This window comes from Bacillus cereus (assembly GCF_015071065.1).
In the GTDB taxonomy this organism is placed as follows: Bacteria; Bacillota; Bacilli; order Bacillales; family Bacillaceae_G; genus Bacillus_A; species Bacillus_A cereus_BA.
The window spans coordinates 990,981-1,005,599 of sequence record NZ_VOVA01000001.1 but is presented as its reverse complement, the minus strand read 5'-3'; the positions used below and the strand labels follow the sequence as shown (position 1 = coordinate 1,005,599).

The following is a 14,619-nucleotide window of genomic DNA, read 5'->3' as shown; positions in this document are numbered from 1 at the left end:
AGTAAAGCGCGGAATAAATAACCCTCGAATTATGGGAATCCCATAATTCGAGGGTTATTTTATTACTATAAAAACGTTCTTTGTACTTTTTCCCAGAAGGAATTGTTTTTTAATTTAACAGTTTTAATTTGTTTATCGCTTAAACGAACAACGGCTTTTTCCACTTGTTTAATGCTAAGTGCTTCGTTATCCATTCCGATAACAGGATAATCATTGCCATCTGGTTTAAGTGTTAAAGTTAACGTACGCTCGTGATTTAAAAGGAACGGTGACCCGAGTGTACGGTATGTGTTGTTATTTAAAGATGCTAGTTCGCTTACTTGGAAACATGGGATAAGTGGATCGACAACTGCACCATGTAATGATTTATTGTAAGCGGTACTGCCTGTTGGTGTGGAGATAACTAATCCATCACCTCTAAATGTTTCAAAATGTAAATTGTCGACGTGTACATCTACGACAAATGTTTTAATGATGCTAGAGCGTAATGAAAATTCATTTAAACAATGGAAAGATGTACCGTGATCTACATCTACTTTAATTGTTGGATATTTTCGCACTTCAATTTCGTTTTTTGTAATTTCTTGAAGGGCTGTATCAATGTGATCGATGTGGAAATCGCAGTAGAAAGAAATTTCATCTTTCGTAGAAATACCTGCGTATAAGCAATCTTCTCTAAAACCAGTTTTACGAACGGCTTGTAAGAAAGTTCCATCATCTCCAACGCTGACGATAGCGTTTGCATTTTTTGGATGATCTAATATGGTAAATCCATTCTCCTCTAAAATACGATATACTGGTTTCATTTTTTCAACGAGCGTTACTTTTTCATCACCATAAAAGAAAAATAAATTGCGACGATTTGCCATTATGTATCCCTCCACTGCAGTTAAATTTTCTAGTTTTAGTGCTGCATATAATCAAAGTGTATTCTGAATGATATGCTCAAATAGTATATTTCGATATAAAATGTCAAAACCCCTTTTTATTTTTAGAAAAATTTTTATATTCAATTTTATCAAAGGTTGTTTAATGATGAATAAACTTGTCGATAATGGGTATGGAGTGAAAGGATGGTACGAATGAAATGGCTCGTAATTGGAATGATAATTCTTCTACTTTTTATTTTGCTAATACTATTATCGAAAATATCGCTTAAGGTGACGTTTTTATATTCAGAAATGGAAAAGCAATGTTTATTTCAAGTGAAAATATGGATGATTCGATATACGTTTGATGTATTGGAAAGAATCGAAAAACAACAGAAAAAGACGGGACAGAAAATCGAAAAAGCTGAAAATGACGGCGGAATAGATAATAAAATTATGGCACAACTTGATAGCATTGGAGAACTGATAAAAAAGCTTCAAGAAGTTCATACTATTGTTAAAGATTTTCTCAAACGAGTGAAAATCAATGGTTGGAAATGGCATTCACAAATTGGAGCAGGCGACGCAGCTAGTACTGGAATTGTCACTGGATATGCATGGGGGACAAAAGGAATGGCTGCTGGAGTTGTAGGACAATATATGCATATTGTCGACGTACCGGAATTTGAAATTACACCTGTTTTTCAAGGGAAGGGATTTGCATCAAGATGTGAATTAACAGCTTCCTTTCATATATTTCGTACTGTGAAAACAGCGGTAAAACTACTCATGTTTATGAGAAAGCAAAAGTCTGGTATGACAGATAAATCTATTCAAGCATAGGGGGGGTATAGAATGGACCATCCAATTCAAGGTTTAATGACAACAGCAATGCAGCACTTAAAACAAATGACTGATGTAAATACAATAGTTGGTGATCCAATTAAAGCGGCAGATGGAAGTGTGATTCTTACCGTTTCGAAAGTAAGTTTTGGATTTGCTGCTGGTGGAAGTGAATTTGGAAAAGTAGAACATTCTGGGCGTCATCCATTTGGAGGAGGTAGCGGTGGTGGGGTTTCCATTAATCCTGTTGCCTTTCTCGTTATAAATGGAGATGGTGTGAAAGTTTTACATTTAGATAAACAAACACATGTCATTGACAAAATAATTGAATTAGCGCCACAAGCTGTTGATAAAGTGAAAGAAATGATGGATAAACGAAAAGAAGATGATCCGGAATTTCAAATTTAACGAGTAAAGAAGCTAATCAATGGATTAGCTTCTTTATTTTTTTGTAAATAAAGCGATTTTATTTGCATTATCGATAGGGACAAACTATGATTTACATTGTACATATTTTGTTTAAATAAGGGAGGATTTTTAAGTGGCAAATGTAACTTTTAAAGGTAACCCAATGACTTTAGTTGGAACAGAAGTTAAAGTTGGCGATCAAGCGCCTAACTTCCAAGTATTAGCAAATGACTTATCTCCAGTAAGTTTAGAAACATACAAAGGTGAAGTGAAATTAATTAGTGTTGTACCTTCAATCGACACAGGTGTGTGTGATGCACAAACACGTCGTTTTAACCAAGATGCAGCAGGTATTGAAAACGCGAAAGTATTAACAATTAGCGCTGACTTACCATTCGCTCAAAAACGCTGGTGTGCAGCTAACGGTTTAGAAAATGTTGCGACACTTTCTGATCACCGTGACCTTTCATTCGGCGAAGCTTACGGCTTAGTAATGAAAGAACTTCGTTTACTTGCTCGTGCAGTATTCGTAGTAGATAGCAATGACAAAGTAGTTTACGTAGAATACGTAAGCGAAGGTACAAGCCATCCAAACTATGAAGCAGCACTAGAAGCAGCTAAATTGGCGAAGTAATGTAAAAGAAGACGACCTCTCATTAAAGTTTCACTTTAGAAGAGGTCGTTTTTTCTCATGTATTGTTAACTGAACCAATATATGAGAAAAGACGTTACATCATAAACAACTTGAAGGGGAGCTCTTTGCAAGAGGTCGCTTTTTCTTTTGGGAAAAATTTAGATTATGGTATGATATAAGTTATGTGTAAAAGAGAGAAGGAGGAATGTACGTGAGTCAGGCAGTAGAAACATTATTTTCTATTTTTGATTCTTCTACGGTAGTTTTACGTAAAGAATTAGATGTAACATATTTAGAGGCGCTTGTAGAAACAGGTGATAACTTGTTTGAAGGAGCGATTTTACAAGAGGAATTATCCGAATCAACAATTGAAAGGTTGAATCGTGAATATAGTACGTTTAATGAAGGAACATATAAAGGGGAAGAAATTCGTAAAGCATTTCAGCTAGCCATTTTAAAAGGAATGAAAGAGGGCGTACAAGCGAATCACGAAATGACGCCAGATGCAGTTGGAATGTTCATGAGCTACTTATTCCATAAATTTATGCAAGGGCAAAAAGAAATTACTGTGTTAGACCCTGCAATTGGAACAGGTAACTTAATGACTACAGTGTTTAATAGCGCCAAAGAAGGACTAGCAATGAGTGGATTTGGTGTAGAAGTGGATGAAGTGTTAATTAAACTTGCTTTAGTAAATGCAAATTTACAAAAGCATGCAATCGAATTCTTCCATCAAGATGGACTAGCACCACTTTATATCGATCCAGTTGATGCGGTCATTTCAGATTTACCAATTGGTTACTATCCAAATGAAATCGGTGCAAGTGAATATACATTAAAAGCGGATGAAGGAATGTCATATGCGCATCACTTGTTTATTGAACAAAGTGTGAAACATACGAAAGAAGGCGGGTATTTATTCTTCTTAGTACCAAACTTCATTTTTGAAAGTGATCAAGCGCCAAAGCTACATGCATTCATTAAAGAAACATGTTTTATTCAAGGATTGTTACAGCTACCTGTTTCCATGTTTAAAAACGAGAAAAATGCAAAAAGTATATTTGTTCTCCAAAAGAAAGGCCAGGATGTAATAATGCCGAAACAGGCACTATTAGTGGAATTACCTAAATTCTCCAACATGAAGGCGATGGAGAACATTATGGATCAACTAAATACGTGGTTTGCAACACATAAGTAATGCAAGGGATATGTAACAGGGTTAGTAATTAATGTAGTACAGTTGTATATGATATGTAATATTTTTTAATATATACAAGATTTAACTGAATTTTTTTGAAACCTGTAATATATTTTTTTTCTTGGTGTTACAATTTTTTCACTTGAAATATATGACGGACGATGTTTAAATTAAAATCGTGAGTATAAAATTTACTAATGATGAAACGTTTTCATAATGAGTGAATTTAATTAGATAAAATCGAGCGGTTTGTGGAATGATCCACACAACTACCAAGAGAAAAAGGGGCGAAAGACTACATGTCAAAAATCATCGCGATTAACGCAGGAAGCTCTTCCTTAAAGTTCCAATTATTTGAAATGCCAAGTGAAACAGTATTAACAAAAGGTTTAGTAGAACGTATCGGTTTAGAAGATAGTATCTTCACAATTACTGTAAATGGCGAAAAACAAAAAGAAATTACAAACATCCCAGATCATGCAGTAGCAGTTAACATGCTTCTTAAGAAATTAACTGAAAACGGAATCGTAAAATCTCTTGATGAGATTGGCGGTATCGGTCACCGTGTTGTACACGGCGGCGAAAAATTTGCTGATTCTGTTTTAATTGATGATGAAGTATTAGCTGATATCGAAGACTTAAGCGATTTAGCACCACTTCACAACCCAGCAAACCTTGTTGGTATTAAAGCGTTCCAAGAAGTACTACCAAACGTACCAGCAGTAGCGGTATTCGATACAGCATTCCACCAAACAATGCCGGAATCTGCATTCCTATACAGCTTACCATATGAGTACTATGAGAAATTTGGTATCCGTAAATACGGTTTCCACGGAACGTCTCATAAATACGTAACAGAGCGTGCGGCTGAATTATTAGGTCGTCCAATTGAAAGCTTAAGCCTACTTTCTTGTCACTTAGGTAACGGTGCAAGTATCGCAGCAGTAGAAGGCGGTAAGTCTATTGATACTTCTATGGGCTTCACTCCACTTGCTGGTGTAACGATGGGTACACGTTCTGGTAACATTGACCCTGCGTTAATTCCATACATCATGGAAAAAACAGGCCAAACAGTAGAAGAAGTAGTTAGCGTATTAAACAAGAAGAGTGGTATGTTAGGTCTTACTGGTTACTCTAGTGACCTACGTGACATCATTGCGAAAGAAGAAGAAGGCGACCACCGTGCGAAAGTAGCACTTGACGTGTTTGTAAGCCGTATCCATAAATACATCGGTTCTTACACAGCTCGTATGAAAGGCGTTGACGCTATCATCTTTACAGCTGGTGTAGGTGAAAACAGTGCGATTATTCGTGAGCGCGTATTAGAAGGCCTTGAGTACATGGGCGTATACTTCGACGTAAAACGCAATAACGTATTCGGTGAAGAAGCATTCATCAGCTTCCCACACTCTCCAGTAAAAATTATCGTAATTCCAACTGACGAAGAAGTTATGATTGCTCGTGACGTATTACGTCTTGGAGATATTGGTTAATATATGAATGAAAAAGACGAGATCCTAAAGGATTTCGTCTTTTTTCTTTTGTATATATTTTAAAATTCCATCTGGATATAGTATTTTTTCCTTTTGAATCAATGCAGTGAGGGGAATCCATTTTGCATATGACGCTATTTGTTCATCTTTTATATTAAGTATTTCCATTTCATATAGTGATGTGTCTAATAAGCGTAAAGAATATAGTTGAATGATTTCATGACCCAAGCCCTCACCTAGATGAAAAATGTTTTCTAAGCAACCTAAATAATTGGTAACCTCTATCTCTGCATGAAGCTCTTCTTTAAATTCTCGAATAACGGTATCTGCTGATTTCTCACCAAGTTCAATTGAACCGCCAAGAGGACGATAATATGTTTCGTCGCCTGTACGATATTCTTGTACGAGAAGTCGCTCTTGATGTATAACAATGCCAAAAGCTTTTGCACGTGGATACATATGTATAATCGCTCCTTATTTGTTTTGTATAAGGATGATTATAATGTAGCTAAGTAGAAATTGATAACATGTATTCGGATAGATTCTTGGACTTAGGCTGTAAATAAAGAACACGCGATGTACAAGCATATTTGCAAATATGTTACAATAGAAAAAAATCGAACGAGGTGGTTGTTGCGATGCGATCAAAGCGAGAACAAGCCATTTTACAAAATATAAAAGAGTGGGAAGTGCAATTAGTAGAGCAAGAAGCGACTGATTTTCAAAAGATGTTTGATAAGTGGTTGCATACTACAGTTGCAAAACTACCTGAGAAAAAACGAAAAGACATCTTTACGAAAGCAGATGGATGGCTCTTTCATTTGCATGCACTTATTCAAAGTTCGCAATCACAGTTAGATGCACGTAATCGTATTTTAGGAACGTCGAGATTATTTGATGAATCAATTGAGCAACTTGAAGATTTGAAGGCGTTATCTATTGATCAATTAACATACATAGCAGAGCAGCAAACAGCACGTCATCGTCTATATTCATTCGTACAAGGCGGAGCAACGGGTGCTGGTGGTTTATTATTATTAACGGCTGATTTTCCGGTTATGCTTGCGTTAAATGTGAAGGCTGTACAACTTATTGCAACATCATTTGGGCATGATGTGAACAAGCCGTATGAAATGATGCTTGCGTTAAAAGTATTCCATGCAGCATTACTACCGGCAAGACTTCAGCAATATGCATGGTACAATTTGCTGAGAGAACTTGAGCAAGAAGATTCATTCTTTTATGAAGGCGATGAAGAGGTGCTAAAGCCAGCTTCTACTGAGGTTGTGTTAAAACAAATTTTGAAGACATTTTCGATTTATGCTCTTCGTCGTAAATTATTCCAAGGCATTCCTGTACTTGGAATGGCAATTGGATCTACAGTGAACTATCGCTTAACGAGGAATGTTACTGAATTTGCAAATAAGTTTTATCAAGTACGCTACATATTAGAAAAAGAAAAAAAATTATAAAAAAAGCGAGAGGCCGAAGCCTTTCGCTTTTTAGTTTGTCGCATGTTTTTTGGACATTGGAATAGATACGGGTTGCTTTGCTGCTTTCTTTTCTGTTTTTGGATAGTAAATTAAATCCAATGTTTTTGCCTGTACGGCAATCGAAAGAATAGTAAAAGCAATTTCTGTCCAATTTAAATAATATAATGAAAGCGCAAGAACAATCGCGTCGAAGACGAAGAAAATTTGCCCAATCGTAAAACGAGTTCGTTTACTTAGTATAATTGTTAAAATATCGTCTCCACCGGTTGCACCGCCAAATCGCAATATAAAACCGAGTCCAATACCAGCTAACGCACCACCAACTACTGCAGCTACAAATAAATTATTTGATAAATCTACCGTAAAAGGAGAATAATTTTCCATAAGAGAATAAAATACTCCGAATGAAATTGAACCAAGGAATGAATAACCAACCATTTTTCTACCTAAAAATGAAGCACATAGTAAAATAATAGGTATATCCATTAATACGGTTGAAATAGACGGTGAAATATCATAAAAATTTTGGATAAATAGTGCAATACCTACAAAGCCACCTTCTGTTAAGTGGTTTTGGAAGTGAATGTGATATAGCGCTGTTGCTAAAATAAATGAACCGATTAAAACCATAAAAACTTCTTTAATAATTTGTCGACTTTGGATGTTCCTCATCGTTATTCCTTCTTTCCGTAGTTAGTAGTTCTTTTGTGTTGTAAACTAACTACGAGCTCACATGTAGCCTTCAGTTAGTTTACATAAAACTAACTACGCTATATGTCGCTGAAGAAATAACGAATAATCCTCTCGTCCATCAATTCTCCCTACCTTCGTTTTAGTTTAAGTCTTAAAACGACTAAACAAAACGTGGAGTAGGATTCGTCATTTAGCAATCCTGCTCTTCTTTGTTTTGTTTAGCTAGTAACAATTAAGTCCTAAACAAAACGCTATGTGTAAGAAGAGTCTTTTTTTTGCCAAATTATCCTTCGGGCAATCATAATTTCCCCACTCTCGTATTTTTTTTCGCTAGACTAAAGTATCTGAGCTGAAAAATACGCTACGTGTATGATTCGTCAATACGATGCCACATGCTCCTTCGAGCGATCATGATATCAAAATCCCTTCCTTCAAGATTTATATTATTATATCATACTTTCAAAAAATGCATGCGGATGGAAACCGACAATAACCGGAGGAAATCTACATGATTTGTTATGTTTAAATATTTTTGTAGAAAAGCCTACGCTATTTCGTAGAACTGGACAGTTTTTTTAGTTTGTCCAGTAAGTAGGAAAAGATAGTTTTTTATTCAGTTGTATTGTTCTCATCACTTTTATCTTTAATAAATGCATCCCAGCTCATCACACTTAAAAAAGTTAAAGCGATAATAATGAAAGCGCGCATAATTTTGAGTCCCCCTTTTGTACATAGTATATGAATACCTTACTTTGTAATGTGTGATTTTTTTACAGATTATAATTGTTATGAGATTATATTAATATAGATAGATGAAGGGGATGATAGAGATATGCTAAAAGATATATTTAAAAGAAAAGAATTAAAATGCGTTTCATGCCAGAAAAAGATTGAATATGAAGAAGAGCTAGTTGCTTTTGTAAAGTTGCCGAAAGAAAGAAGTATATTAGTTGGCCCGTTTGATGTATGTTTAGCAAAAACAGCGCAAGAAATATATTGCAAAGCTTGTTACGACAAAGAAGCATGACCCAAATTAATTAAGGGGCATGCTTTTTTCATTGGTGTGCTTTTCCCTCAGATACGTTTTGGGTTAGACGATACCAAAGCCAAAGATCGTTAATAATTGAAGCAAGATCAGCTATTTCAGAATTAAGCTTGCAAGAAATTTCGAAGTCTTCTTCGTTATTTAAGTGGTGTTGTTTAGCGTTAATATGGTGCTCAAGTTCCTTTATACGATCAGGTATTTTTCCGCGAATTTGCTCCCATTTTAATAAAATAGCATACTGCGCTTGTTCAGAGATGTCTCCCCATTCTTCTTGTATGTTCGGTACTTCAATTCCTAGATGCTCATTGTATATAAAATACTTTTCCATAGACAACCCTCCATTTTCCTGCCTCTATTTTACATAAAAAAAGAAAGAAGTTCGACGAAATTGTTTGGAAAATTTTTATAAATTCCCCTTGATTCATTTTATGAAAGGTGATAAAGTTTGAATTATTATAAGAAAAAATGAATATTTATTCTTTAGGGGGATGCAAAATGGAGAAGAAAAAAGTTGTGTTAGCATATTCCGGAGGTCTTGATACTTCCGTTGCAATTAAATGGTTACAAGAGAAGAATTATGATATTATCGCGCTTTGCTTAGATCTAGGGGAAGGTAAAGACTTAGCGTTTGTAAAAGAAAAAGCACTTTCAGTAGGGGCAATTAAATCATATATGATTGATGTTCAAGAAGAATTTGCGAATGAATATGCATTGATAGCGATGCAAGCACACACGTTATACGAAGGGAAATATCCTCTTGTCTCTGCATTATCTCGTCCGCTTATTGCGAAAAAATTAGTTGAAATTGCAGAGCAGGAAGGCGCAAGTGCAGTTGCACATGGATGTACAGGGAAAGGGAATGACCAAGTTCGTTTTGAAGTTTCTATTCAAGCGTTGAATCCATATTTAGAAGTTATTGCGCCTGTACGTGAATGGAAATGGTCACGTGAAGAAGAAATTGCATATGCAAAAGAAAATGATATACCGATTCCAATTAATTTAGATAGCCCATTTTCAATCGATCAAAACTTATGGGGACGCAGCAACGAATGTGGAATTTTAGAAGATCCATGGGCAGCGCCGCCAGAAGAAGCATACGAGATGACATTGGCACTAGAAGATACACCGAATAAACCAGAGTTTGTAGAAATCGGATTTGAAGCAGGAGTACCGACGACTTTAAACGGCGCTGCATATTCACTTTCAGAATTAATTAAAACGCTAAATGCACTTGCTGGAAAACATGGCGTTGGACGTATCGATCATGTAGAAAATCGCCTTGTCGGTATTAAATCACGCGAAGTATATGAATGCCCAGCAGCAATGACGTTAATAACAGCGCATAAAGAACTTGAAGATTTAACACTTGTGAAAGAGGTTGCTCATTTCAAACCGATGATTGAGCAAAAACTAACAGAATTAATTTATAACGGTTTATGGTTCTCACCCTTAAAACAAGCACTTAATGCTTTCTTACAAGAAACGCAAAAAAATGTAACAGGTACAGTGCGTGTGAAATTATTTAAAGGTCATGCGATTGTAGAAGGACGTAAATCTGAGTACTCTTTATACGATGAAAAATTAGCAACGTATACTGCCCAGGATGAATTTAATCATGATGCAGCAGTTGGATTCATTTCATTATTCGGTTTACCTACAAAAGTATACAGCCAAGTGAATCAAAAGAAGGTGGAAGCGTGAGCAAACTTTGGGGCGGACGTTTTACAGAAGAAGCGGAAGCGTGGGTAGAAGAATTCGGAGCTTCTATTTCCTTTGATAAGCAATTGGTTAGCCAAGATATAAAAGGGAGTATCGCACACGTAACGATGTTAGCAAAGCAAGGCATCGTTACGAAAGAAGAAGCAGAGAAAATAAAGATAGGGCTTCAATATTTATTAGAGGAAGCGAAACAAAATAAACTCTATTTCTCGGTCGAAGCGGAGGACATTCATTTAAATATTGAAAAGATGTTAATTGAAAGAATCGGTGAAGTAGGAGGGAAACTTCATACAGGCCGAAGCCGTAACGATCAAGTAGCGACAGATATGCACTTGTATTTAAAAGAAAAAGTAGAAGATATTATAAAAGCTACAAAACAATTGCAAACTGTTCTTGTTCATCAAGCGGAGAATAACATTGAAACAATTATGCCCGGCTATACGCACTTGCAGCGTGCGCAGCCGATTTCATTTGCGCATCATATTCTTGCTTACTTTTGGATGTTAGAGCGCGATGTGAATCGTTATGAAGATTCATTAAAGCGTATTAACATCTCCCCATTAGGAGCAGGAGCGCTAGCTGGCACAACATTCCCGATTGACCGAGAATATAGTGCGGAGCTTCTCGGATTTAATGGAATCTATGAAAATAGTTTAGATGCGGTAAGCGATCGTGATTTCATACTGGAGTTTCTAAGTAACTCATCTATGCTCATGATGCATTTATCACGCTTTTGTGAAGAACTTATTTTATGGAGTAGCCAAGAGTTTCAATTTATCGAAATGAGCGATCAATACGCAACTGGAAGCAGTATTATGCCGCAAAAGAAAAATCCGGACATGGCTGAGCTCATTCGCGGAAAAACAGGCAGAGTATATGGCAATTTATTTAGCTTACTTACAGTAATGAAAGGATTACCACTCGCTTACAATAAAGACTTGCAAGAAGATAAAGAAGGAATGTTTGATACAGTGAAAACAGTAGAAGGATGCCTTCATATTATGGCAGGCATGATTGAAACGATGATTGTAAACAAAGAAAAAATGGGGCAAGCTGTGACGCAAGATTTCTCTAACGCAACAGAAATTGCTGACTATTTAGCAAGCAAGGGACTACCATTCCGTCAAGCTCATGAAATTGTTGGGAAGTTAGTTCTACATTGCACACAAAAAGGAATCTATTTATTAGATGTACCACTTGAAACATACAAAAAAATGAGTTCGCTATTTGAAGAGGATTTATATGAAGTTCTTTCACCTTATGCTGCTGTAAAGCGCCGTAATAGTGCTGGTGGAACAGGGTTTGAGCAAATTGAAAAAGCTTTGGAAAAAGCGAAGGGGTTAACTAAAGAAGTTATTAGGAATTGAGTTGAAAAGTACGCCATTCTGTTAAAGGGTGGCGTACTTTCTTTTTTATTAGTATTTAAGTTATGATATAGTAAAAAATCACAATTGAGGGGAATCTATGAAAAAAATAGTGTTTATCGTATTACTATTAATTAGCTTAATTGCAAATGTTAAAGTATTTCTTTTGGACAAATATATGTTTGTTGGTGAACAAGAAAAGCGAGAAGAAGCGATTATCGCAACGATGTGGCACTTGCAAGAAAAAGGATATAAAGAAAGTGATATTTCATACATAAAACCGGCCTTTTATAGTAAAATCGGTTCTTACGGTATGAATGTCCAGTTTAAAGATGAACCAAATGAATCGTATACATATAGAGTTTCGAAAGATGCTAAAACGAATAAACTAACTGTACACCAAAATAGCAATGTGTCAGGTGGTATGGGTGGGAAGCATCAAGAGCTTAAATAGATATGAGAGACTGCTGATAGGTAATATTAGCAGTCTTTTATATTTTTAGAGGGTCGCCGAGCATTTCATAATTATTTTTCATAATCATAAAATGATGCTTCTCGTGTATCGCTAAAAGCTGGATAGATTGTATAAGGTTAGGATAGTGAGCAATGGGGTCTAAAAATACGATATGCCCTGCGATATTTTCTTCTATATTTTGAACTAGTTTTTTTATTTCATCTGTTTCATGTGAAAGTAATTTTTCTAATTCTTTCACGCTCATAGAGTGATAGATTTTTTTCGAAGGTATTAAAATCCAAGGAGCTTTCATTCCTTTGCCGTGTTTTTCTTTATATTCGGCATAAATGTCATGTATTTCAGCTGCGAATGGGGTGTTTTTTCTGAGCTTGGCATAAGGGATAAGAGTGAAAGAGAATTTAATCGCTACTTTTAGCATCTTTGCAATTAAATATAAGTGATAAAAGTGTTCACCAATAGACCATTTTTCGCTCCCTTTCCTATACCATAGTTGTTCTTGTGATAGTGAATGGAGATTAGGGAGAAATTGCTCTCTTTGCATATGTAATGTGTGAAAATGTTTTGTTATATTTTCAGATTGCATATTTGGAACCCTCCATATTTGAAATGTTTTTCCTAATTATAACATTTTTCGTGTGAATTTAAGTAAGCCTAGAGCAATATGCTCTAGGCTTACTCTTTCATTGCTTAATCATACTTATGTCGATCTTCTGTGATACGAATATACTCAATATCCATTAAATCTCGAAACAGCGCACCATGACTTAGTTCAACGCCATGTTTTTCTTTAAAGTGTGAGCATATTGTATTTAACATTTCAATTTCTTGCTCGTTGACATCTAAAATAATACGTTCATGATCTCCCATAAAGCATCCTCCTTTTCTAAACACATATATTTTGTCCGTCTGTTTCTAAAAAATGTATGTTAACGTAATGTTAGGAAATAAGAAAGGAAAGGAATGGAAATTGAGACGTATTTATTCGCAGTTGTAAGTGTTGTTGTAGCTTATCTCGTGTTTATAGGAAGATAGCATTATATATTTGTAGTATGTATGCTACAGATATATAATTAAAATTGTTATAATTTAATATTGCGTAATAATAATTAAAGGGGGATGCTATATGAGTTTAATTAAATTAGCAACTAGGGCAGTAGCTAAAGTTACAGCTGAAGTAGTTGGCGGTGCGATAGAAGCAGTAGGAGAAGTTACGAACAGTAATTTCATAAAGGATGTTGGAAAAGGGGTCAATAAAGCTACTGTTAAAACTGGAGAAATTGTTGGGAATATTGCTGATGGGACATATGATGCTATAGGTGGACTCATTACAGATGATAAACAGCAAGCGAAACGAGGATATGAAGAAATAATTGGAACGGTTCAGGATACGGCAAGGACGATTGGAAACGGAGTTGTACATGTTTCAGAAAAGGGAGTTGAAACTGTGCAAGCGATACGAGAAGGAGATACTGATAAAGCAATAGAAGCAGGAAAAGAATTAGCTAAAGCTGCAGCTGTAGGCGTCTTCTCAGTTGGAGTTATTGATATAATGGATGGTGCGGATGGAATTGCAGAGGGAGTAGAAAGTGATAGTATAGCACAAGCATCAGCTCCAGAAGCAACTGATGTAGAGTATACAACGGAGGAAAACCCGAATACTCATCATGTAACACCCCATGAAAGAGTTTTACCTGATGGGAGCACAATTTGGGTAGATGGTGATGGAGATACTAGTGTAAATACACAAGGTGGTTGGGAACAGCATAACCCGGATTATCGAATTCCTAAAGTATAAATAAAAATAGGGTAGGTAAGAGATTTCCTCTTGCCTACCCTATTTATTTTTATAAATTAAAGATCACCTTGCTCCTCATCACCACGAACAACAAGGACATCGCATTTCGCATAGCGAATAATATGTTCAGAGACGCTACCAATTAGGAAACGTTCAACTGCATTTAAACCAGTTGCACCACACATAATTAAGTCCACTTTATTGTTTGGAGCAATTTCTTTTGAAATTTTAGATTTAGGATTACCGAATTCTAATACAGTTTCCACTTTTTCAAGGCCAGCTTCAAGCGCAGTTTTTTTGTAGTCTTCTAATAAGTCTTCTGCAAATAGATTTGCACGTTCAGCAATTGCTCGGCTATACGCCTCTACTGCGGAGTATGCTTTTACATCAACAATATGAGCGATTGTTAATGTTGCATTGTTTCGTTTTGCAACTTGAATTGCTTTTTTAAAGGCTTTTTCTGCTTCTTTAGAACCATCCACTGCAATTAAAATATTTGTATATGTATTATTCATAGTAAATTCCTCCCAATCATTTTTATAACTGTTTACAACTTAATTATAAAACAAATTATGGTAATGTGCCTGTTA

Annotated in this window: 18 protein-coding genes; 11 read left to right on the top strand and 7 right to left on the bottom strand. The window is 35.7% G+C overall.

The features are described from left to right. Positions 1 to 65: 65 nt before the first annotated feature. A complete protein-coding gene (locus tag FT637_RS05265) occupies positions 66 to 869 on the bottom strand; it encodes an NAD kinase (protein WP_193645394.1) in 804 nt (267 codons plus the stop codon). Between the two features lie 204 nt (positions 870 to 1,073). Here FT637_RS05265 and FT637_RS05260 point away from each other — a divergent pair, with 204 nt between their 5' ends. The 5 genes from FT637_RS05260 (at position 1,074) to ackA (ending at position 5,445) form a co-directional block, all read left to right on the top strand. Then, positions 1,074 to 1,712 (top strand): DUF2953 domain-containing protein, encoded by a 639-nt coding sequence (locus tag FT637_RS05260; RefSeq protein WP_193645393.1) that lies wholly within the window; start codon positions 1,074 to 1,076, stop codon positions 1,710 to 1,712. A gap of 12 nt (positions 1,713 to 1,724) precedes the next feature. Further along, positions 1,725 to 2,120 (top strand): GerW family sporulation protein, encoded by a 396-nt coding sequence (gene ytfJ, locus FT637_RS05255; RefSeq protein WP_000350003.1) that lies wholly within the window; start codon positions 1,725 to 1,727, stop codon positions 2,118 to 2,120. A gap of 133 nt (positions 2,121 to 2,253) precedes the next feature. Then, entirely contained in the window at positions 2,254 to 2,754 is a 501-nt protein-coding gene (gene tpx, locus FT637_RS05250) for a thiol peroxidase (protein WP_193645392.1), read from the top strand. A gap of 211 nt (positions 2,755 to 2,965) precedes the next feature. After that, the gene (locus tag FT637_RS05245; RefSeq protein WP_193645391.1) at positions 2,966 to 3,952 is read left to right on the top strand and encodes a class I SAM-dependent methyltransferase; all 987 of its coding nucleotides are present in this window, start codon (positions 2,966 to 2,968) and stop codon (positions 3,950 to 3,952) included. A 299-nt stretch (positions 3,953 to 4,251) separates the two neighbouring features. Further along, positions 4,252 to 5,445 (top strand): acetate kinase, encoded by a 1,194-nt coding sequence (ackA, locus tag FT637_RS05240; protein WP_193645390.1) that lies wholly within the window; start codon positions 4,252 to 4,254, stop codon positions 5,443 to 5,445. A 24-nt stretch (positions 5,446 to 5,469) separates the two neighbouring features. Here ackA and FT637_RS05235 read toward each other — a convergent pair whose 3' ends face one another. After that, a complete protein-coding gene (locus FT637_RS05235) occupies positions 5,470 to 5,904 on the bottom strand; it encodes an NUDIX hydrolase (RefSeq protein ID WP_193645389.1) in 435 nt (144 codons plus the stop codon). A 179-nt stretch (positions 5,905 to 6,083) separates the two neighbouring features. Between FT637_RS05235 and FT637_RS05230 the strand changes: the two genes are divergently transcribed. After that, a complete protein-coding gene (locus FT637_RS05230) occupies positions 6,084 to 6,917 on the top strand; it encodes an EcsC family protein (RefSeq protein WP_193645388.1) in 834 nt (277 codons plus the stop codon). 30 nt (positions 6,918 to 6,947) lie between these two features. On the opposite strand, the gene FT637_RS05225 is transcribed toward FT637_RS05230, so the two are convergent. Beyond that, positions 6,948 to 7,610 (bottom strand): YitT family protein, encoded by a 663-nt coding sequence (locus FT637_RS05225; RefSeq protein WP_193645387.1) that lies wholly within the window; start codon positions 7,608 to 7,610, stop codon positions 6,948 to 6,950. Positions 7,611 to 8,463: 853 nt separating this feature from the next. Between FT637_RS05225 and FT637_RS05220 the strand changes: the two genes are divergently transcribed. Continuing rightward, positions 8,464 to 8,658: a hypothetical protein gene (locus FT637_RS05220; protein WP_193645386.1), complete on the top strand. Its 195-nt coding sequence runs from the start codon at positions 8,464 to 8,466 to the stop codon at positions 8,656 to 8,658. 28 nt (positions 8,659 to 8,686) lie between these two features. Here FT637_RS05220 and FT637_RS05215 read toward each other — a convergent pair whose 3' ends face one another. Beyond that, positions 8,687 to 9,004: a radical SAM protein gene (locus tag FT637_RS05215; protein WP_193645385.1), complete on the bottom strand. Its 318-nt coding sequence runs from the start codon at positions 9,002 to 9,004 to the stop codon at positions 8,687 to 8,689. A gap of 167 nt (positions 9,005 to 9,171) precedes the next feature. Here FT637_RS05215 and FT637_RS05210 point away from each other — a divergent pair, with 167 nt between their 5' ends. The 3 genes from FT637_RS05210 (at position 9,172) to FT637_RS05200 (ending at position 12,213) form a co-directional block, all read left to right on the top strand. Continuing rightward, complete coding sequence (locus FT637_RS05210) at positions 9,172 to 10,377, top strand: argininosuccinate synthase (RefSeq protein WP_193645384.1); 1,206 nt, start codon at positions 9,172 to 9,174, stop codon at positions 10,375 to 10,377. Then, positions 10,374 to 11,762, top strand: a complete 1,389-nt coding sequence (gene argH, locus FT637_RS05205; RefSeq protein ID WP_193645383.1) for an argininosuccinate lyase — start codon at positions 10,374 to 10,376, stop codon at positions 11,760 to 11,762. Before FT637_RS05210 ends, argH begins: the two co-directional genes overlap by 4 nt. A 97-nt stretch (positions 11,763 to 11,859) precedes the next feature. Then, positions 11,860 to 12,213, top strand: coding sequence for a DUF3139 domain-containing protein (locus FT637_RS05200; RefSeq protein ID WP_193645382.1), 354 nt, complete (start codon positions 11,860 to 11,862; stop codon positions 12,211 to 12,213). Positions 12,214 to 12,250: 37 nt separating this feature from the next. Here the strand turns inward: FT637_RS05200 and FT637_RS05195 are convergent, their stop codons facing one another. Both FT637_RS05195 and FT637_RS05190 read right to left on the bottom strand, forming a co-directional pair. Continuing rightward, positions 12,251 to 12,817, bottom strand: a complete 567-nt coding sequence (locus tag FT637_RS05195) for a DinB family protein (RefSeq protein WP_193645381.1) — start codon at positions 12,815 to 12,817, stop codon at positions 12,251 to 12,253. Positions 12,818 to 12,921: 104 nt separating this feature from the next. Then, positions 12,922 to 13,101 (bottom strand): ProA domain protein, encoded by a 180-nt coding sequence (locus tag FT637_RS05190; protein WP_070145106.1) that lies wholly within the window; start codon positions 13,099 to 13,101, stop codon positions 12,922 to 12,924. Between the two features lie 256 nt (positions 13,102 to 13,357). Between FT637_RS05190 and FT637_RS05185 the strand changes: the two genes are divergently transcribed. Continuing rightward, positions 13,358 to 14,029, top strand: coding sequence for a hypothetical protein (locus tag FT637_RS05185; RefSeq protein ID WP_193645380.1), 672 nt, complete (start codon positions 13,358 to 13,360; stop codon positions 14,027 to 14,029). A 56-nt stretch (positions 14,030 to 14,085) separates the two neighbouring features. Here the strand turns inward: FT637_RS05185 and FT637_RS05180 are convergent, their stop codons facing one another. After that, a complete protein-coding gene (locus FT637_RS05180; RefSeq protein WP_002164984.1) occupies positions 14,086 to 14,544 on the bottom strand; it encodes a universal stress protein in 459 nt (152 codons plus the stop codon). Positions 14,545 to 14,619 lie beyond the last annotated feature (75 nt).

Bases quoted from the DNA above. Each gene is read 5' to 3' on its own strand.
- FT637_RS05265 (WP_193645394.1), bottom strand. From the start codon at position 869: ATGGCAAATCGTCGCAATTTATTTTTCTTTTATGGTGATGAAAAAGTA.
- FT637_RS05260 (WP_193645393.1), top strand. From the start codon at position 1,074: ATGGTACGAATGAAATGGCTCGTAATTGGAATGATAATTCTTCTACTT.
- ytfJ (WP_000350003.1), top strand. From the start codon at position 1,725: ATGGACCATCCAATTCAAGGTTTAATGACAACAGCAATGCAGCACTTA.
- ackA (WP_193645390.1), top strand. From the start codon at position 4,252: ATGTCAAAAATCATCGCGATTAACGCAGGAAGCTCTTCCTTAAAGTTC.
- FT637_RS05235 (WP_193645389.1), bottom strand. From the start codon at position 5,904: ATGTATCCACGTGCAAAAGCTTTTGGCATTGTTATACATCAAGAGCGA.
- FT637_RS05230 (WP_193645388.1), top strand. From the start codon at position 6,084: ATGCGATCAAAGCGAGAACAAGCCATTTTACAAAATATAAAAGAGTGG.
- FT637_RS05225 (WP_193645387.1), bottom strand. From the start codon at position 7,610: ATGAGGAACATCCAAAGTCGACAAATTATTAAAGAAGTTTTTATGGTT.
- FT637_RS05220 (WP_193645386.1), top strand. From the start codon at position 8,464: ATGCTAAAAGATATATTTAAAAGAAAAGAATTAAAATGCGTTTCATGC.
- FT637_RS05215 (WP_193645385.1), bottom strand. From the start codon at position 9,004: ATGGAAAAGTATTTTATATACAATGAGCATCTAGGAATTGAAGTACCG.
- FT637_RS05210 (WP_193645384.1), top strand. From the start codon at position 9,172: ATGGAGAAGAAAAAAGTTGTGTTAGCATATTCCGGAGGTCTTGATACT.
- FT637_RS05200 (WP_193645382.1), top strand. From the start codon at position 11,860: ATGAAAAAAATAGTGTTTATCGTATTACTATTAATTAGCTTAATTGCA.
- FT637_RS05195 (WP_193645381.1), bottom strand. From the start codon at position 12,817: ATGCAATCTGAAAATATAACAAAACATTTTCACACATTACATATGCAA.
- FT637_RS05190 (WP_070145106.1), bottom strand. From the start codon at position 13,101: ATGGGAGATCATGAACGTATTATTTTAGATGTCAACGAGCAAGAAATT.
- FT637_RS05185 (WP_193645380.1), top strand. From the start codon at position 13,358: ATGAGTTTAATTAAATTAGCAACTAGGGCAGTAGCTAAAGTTACAGCT.
- FT637_RS05180 (WP_002164984.1), bottom strand. From the start codon at position 14,544: ATGAATAATACATATACAAATATTTTAATTGCAGTGGATGGTTCTAAA.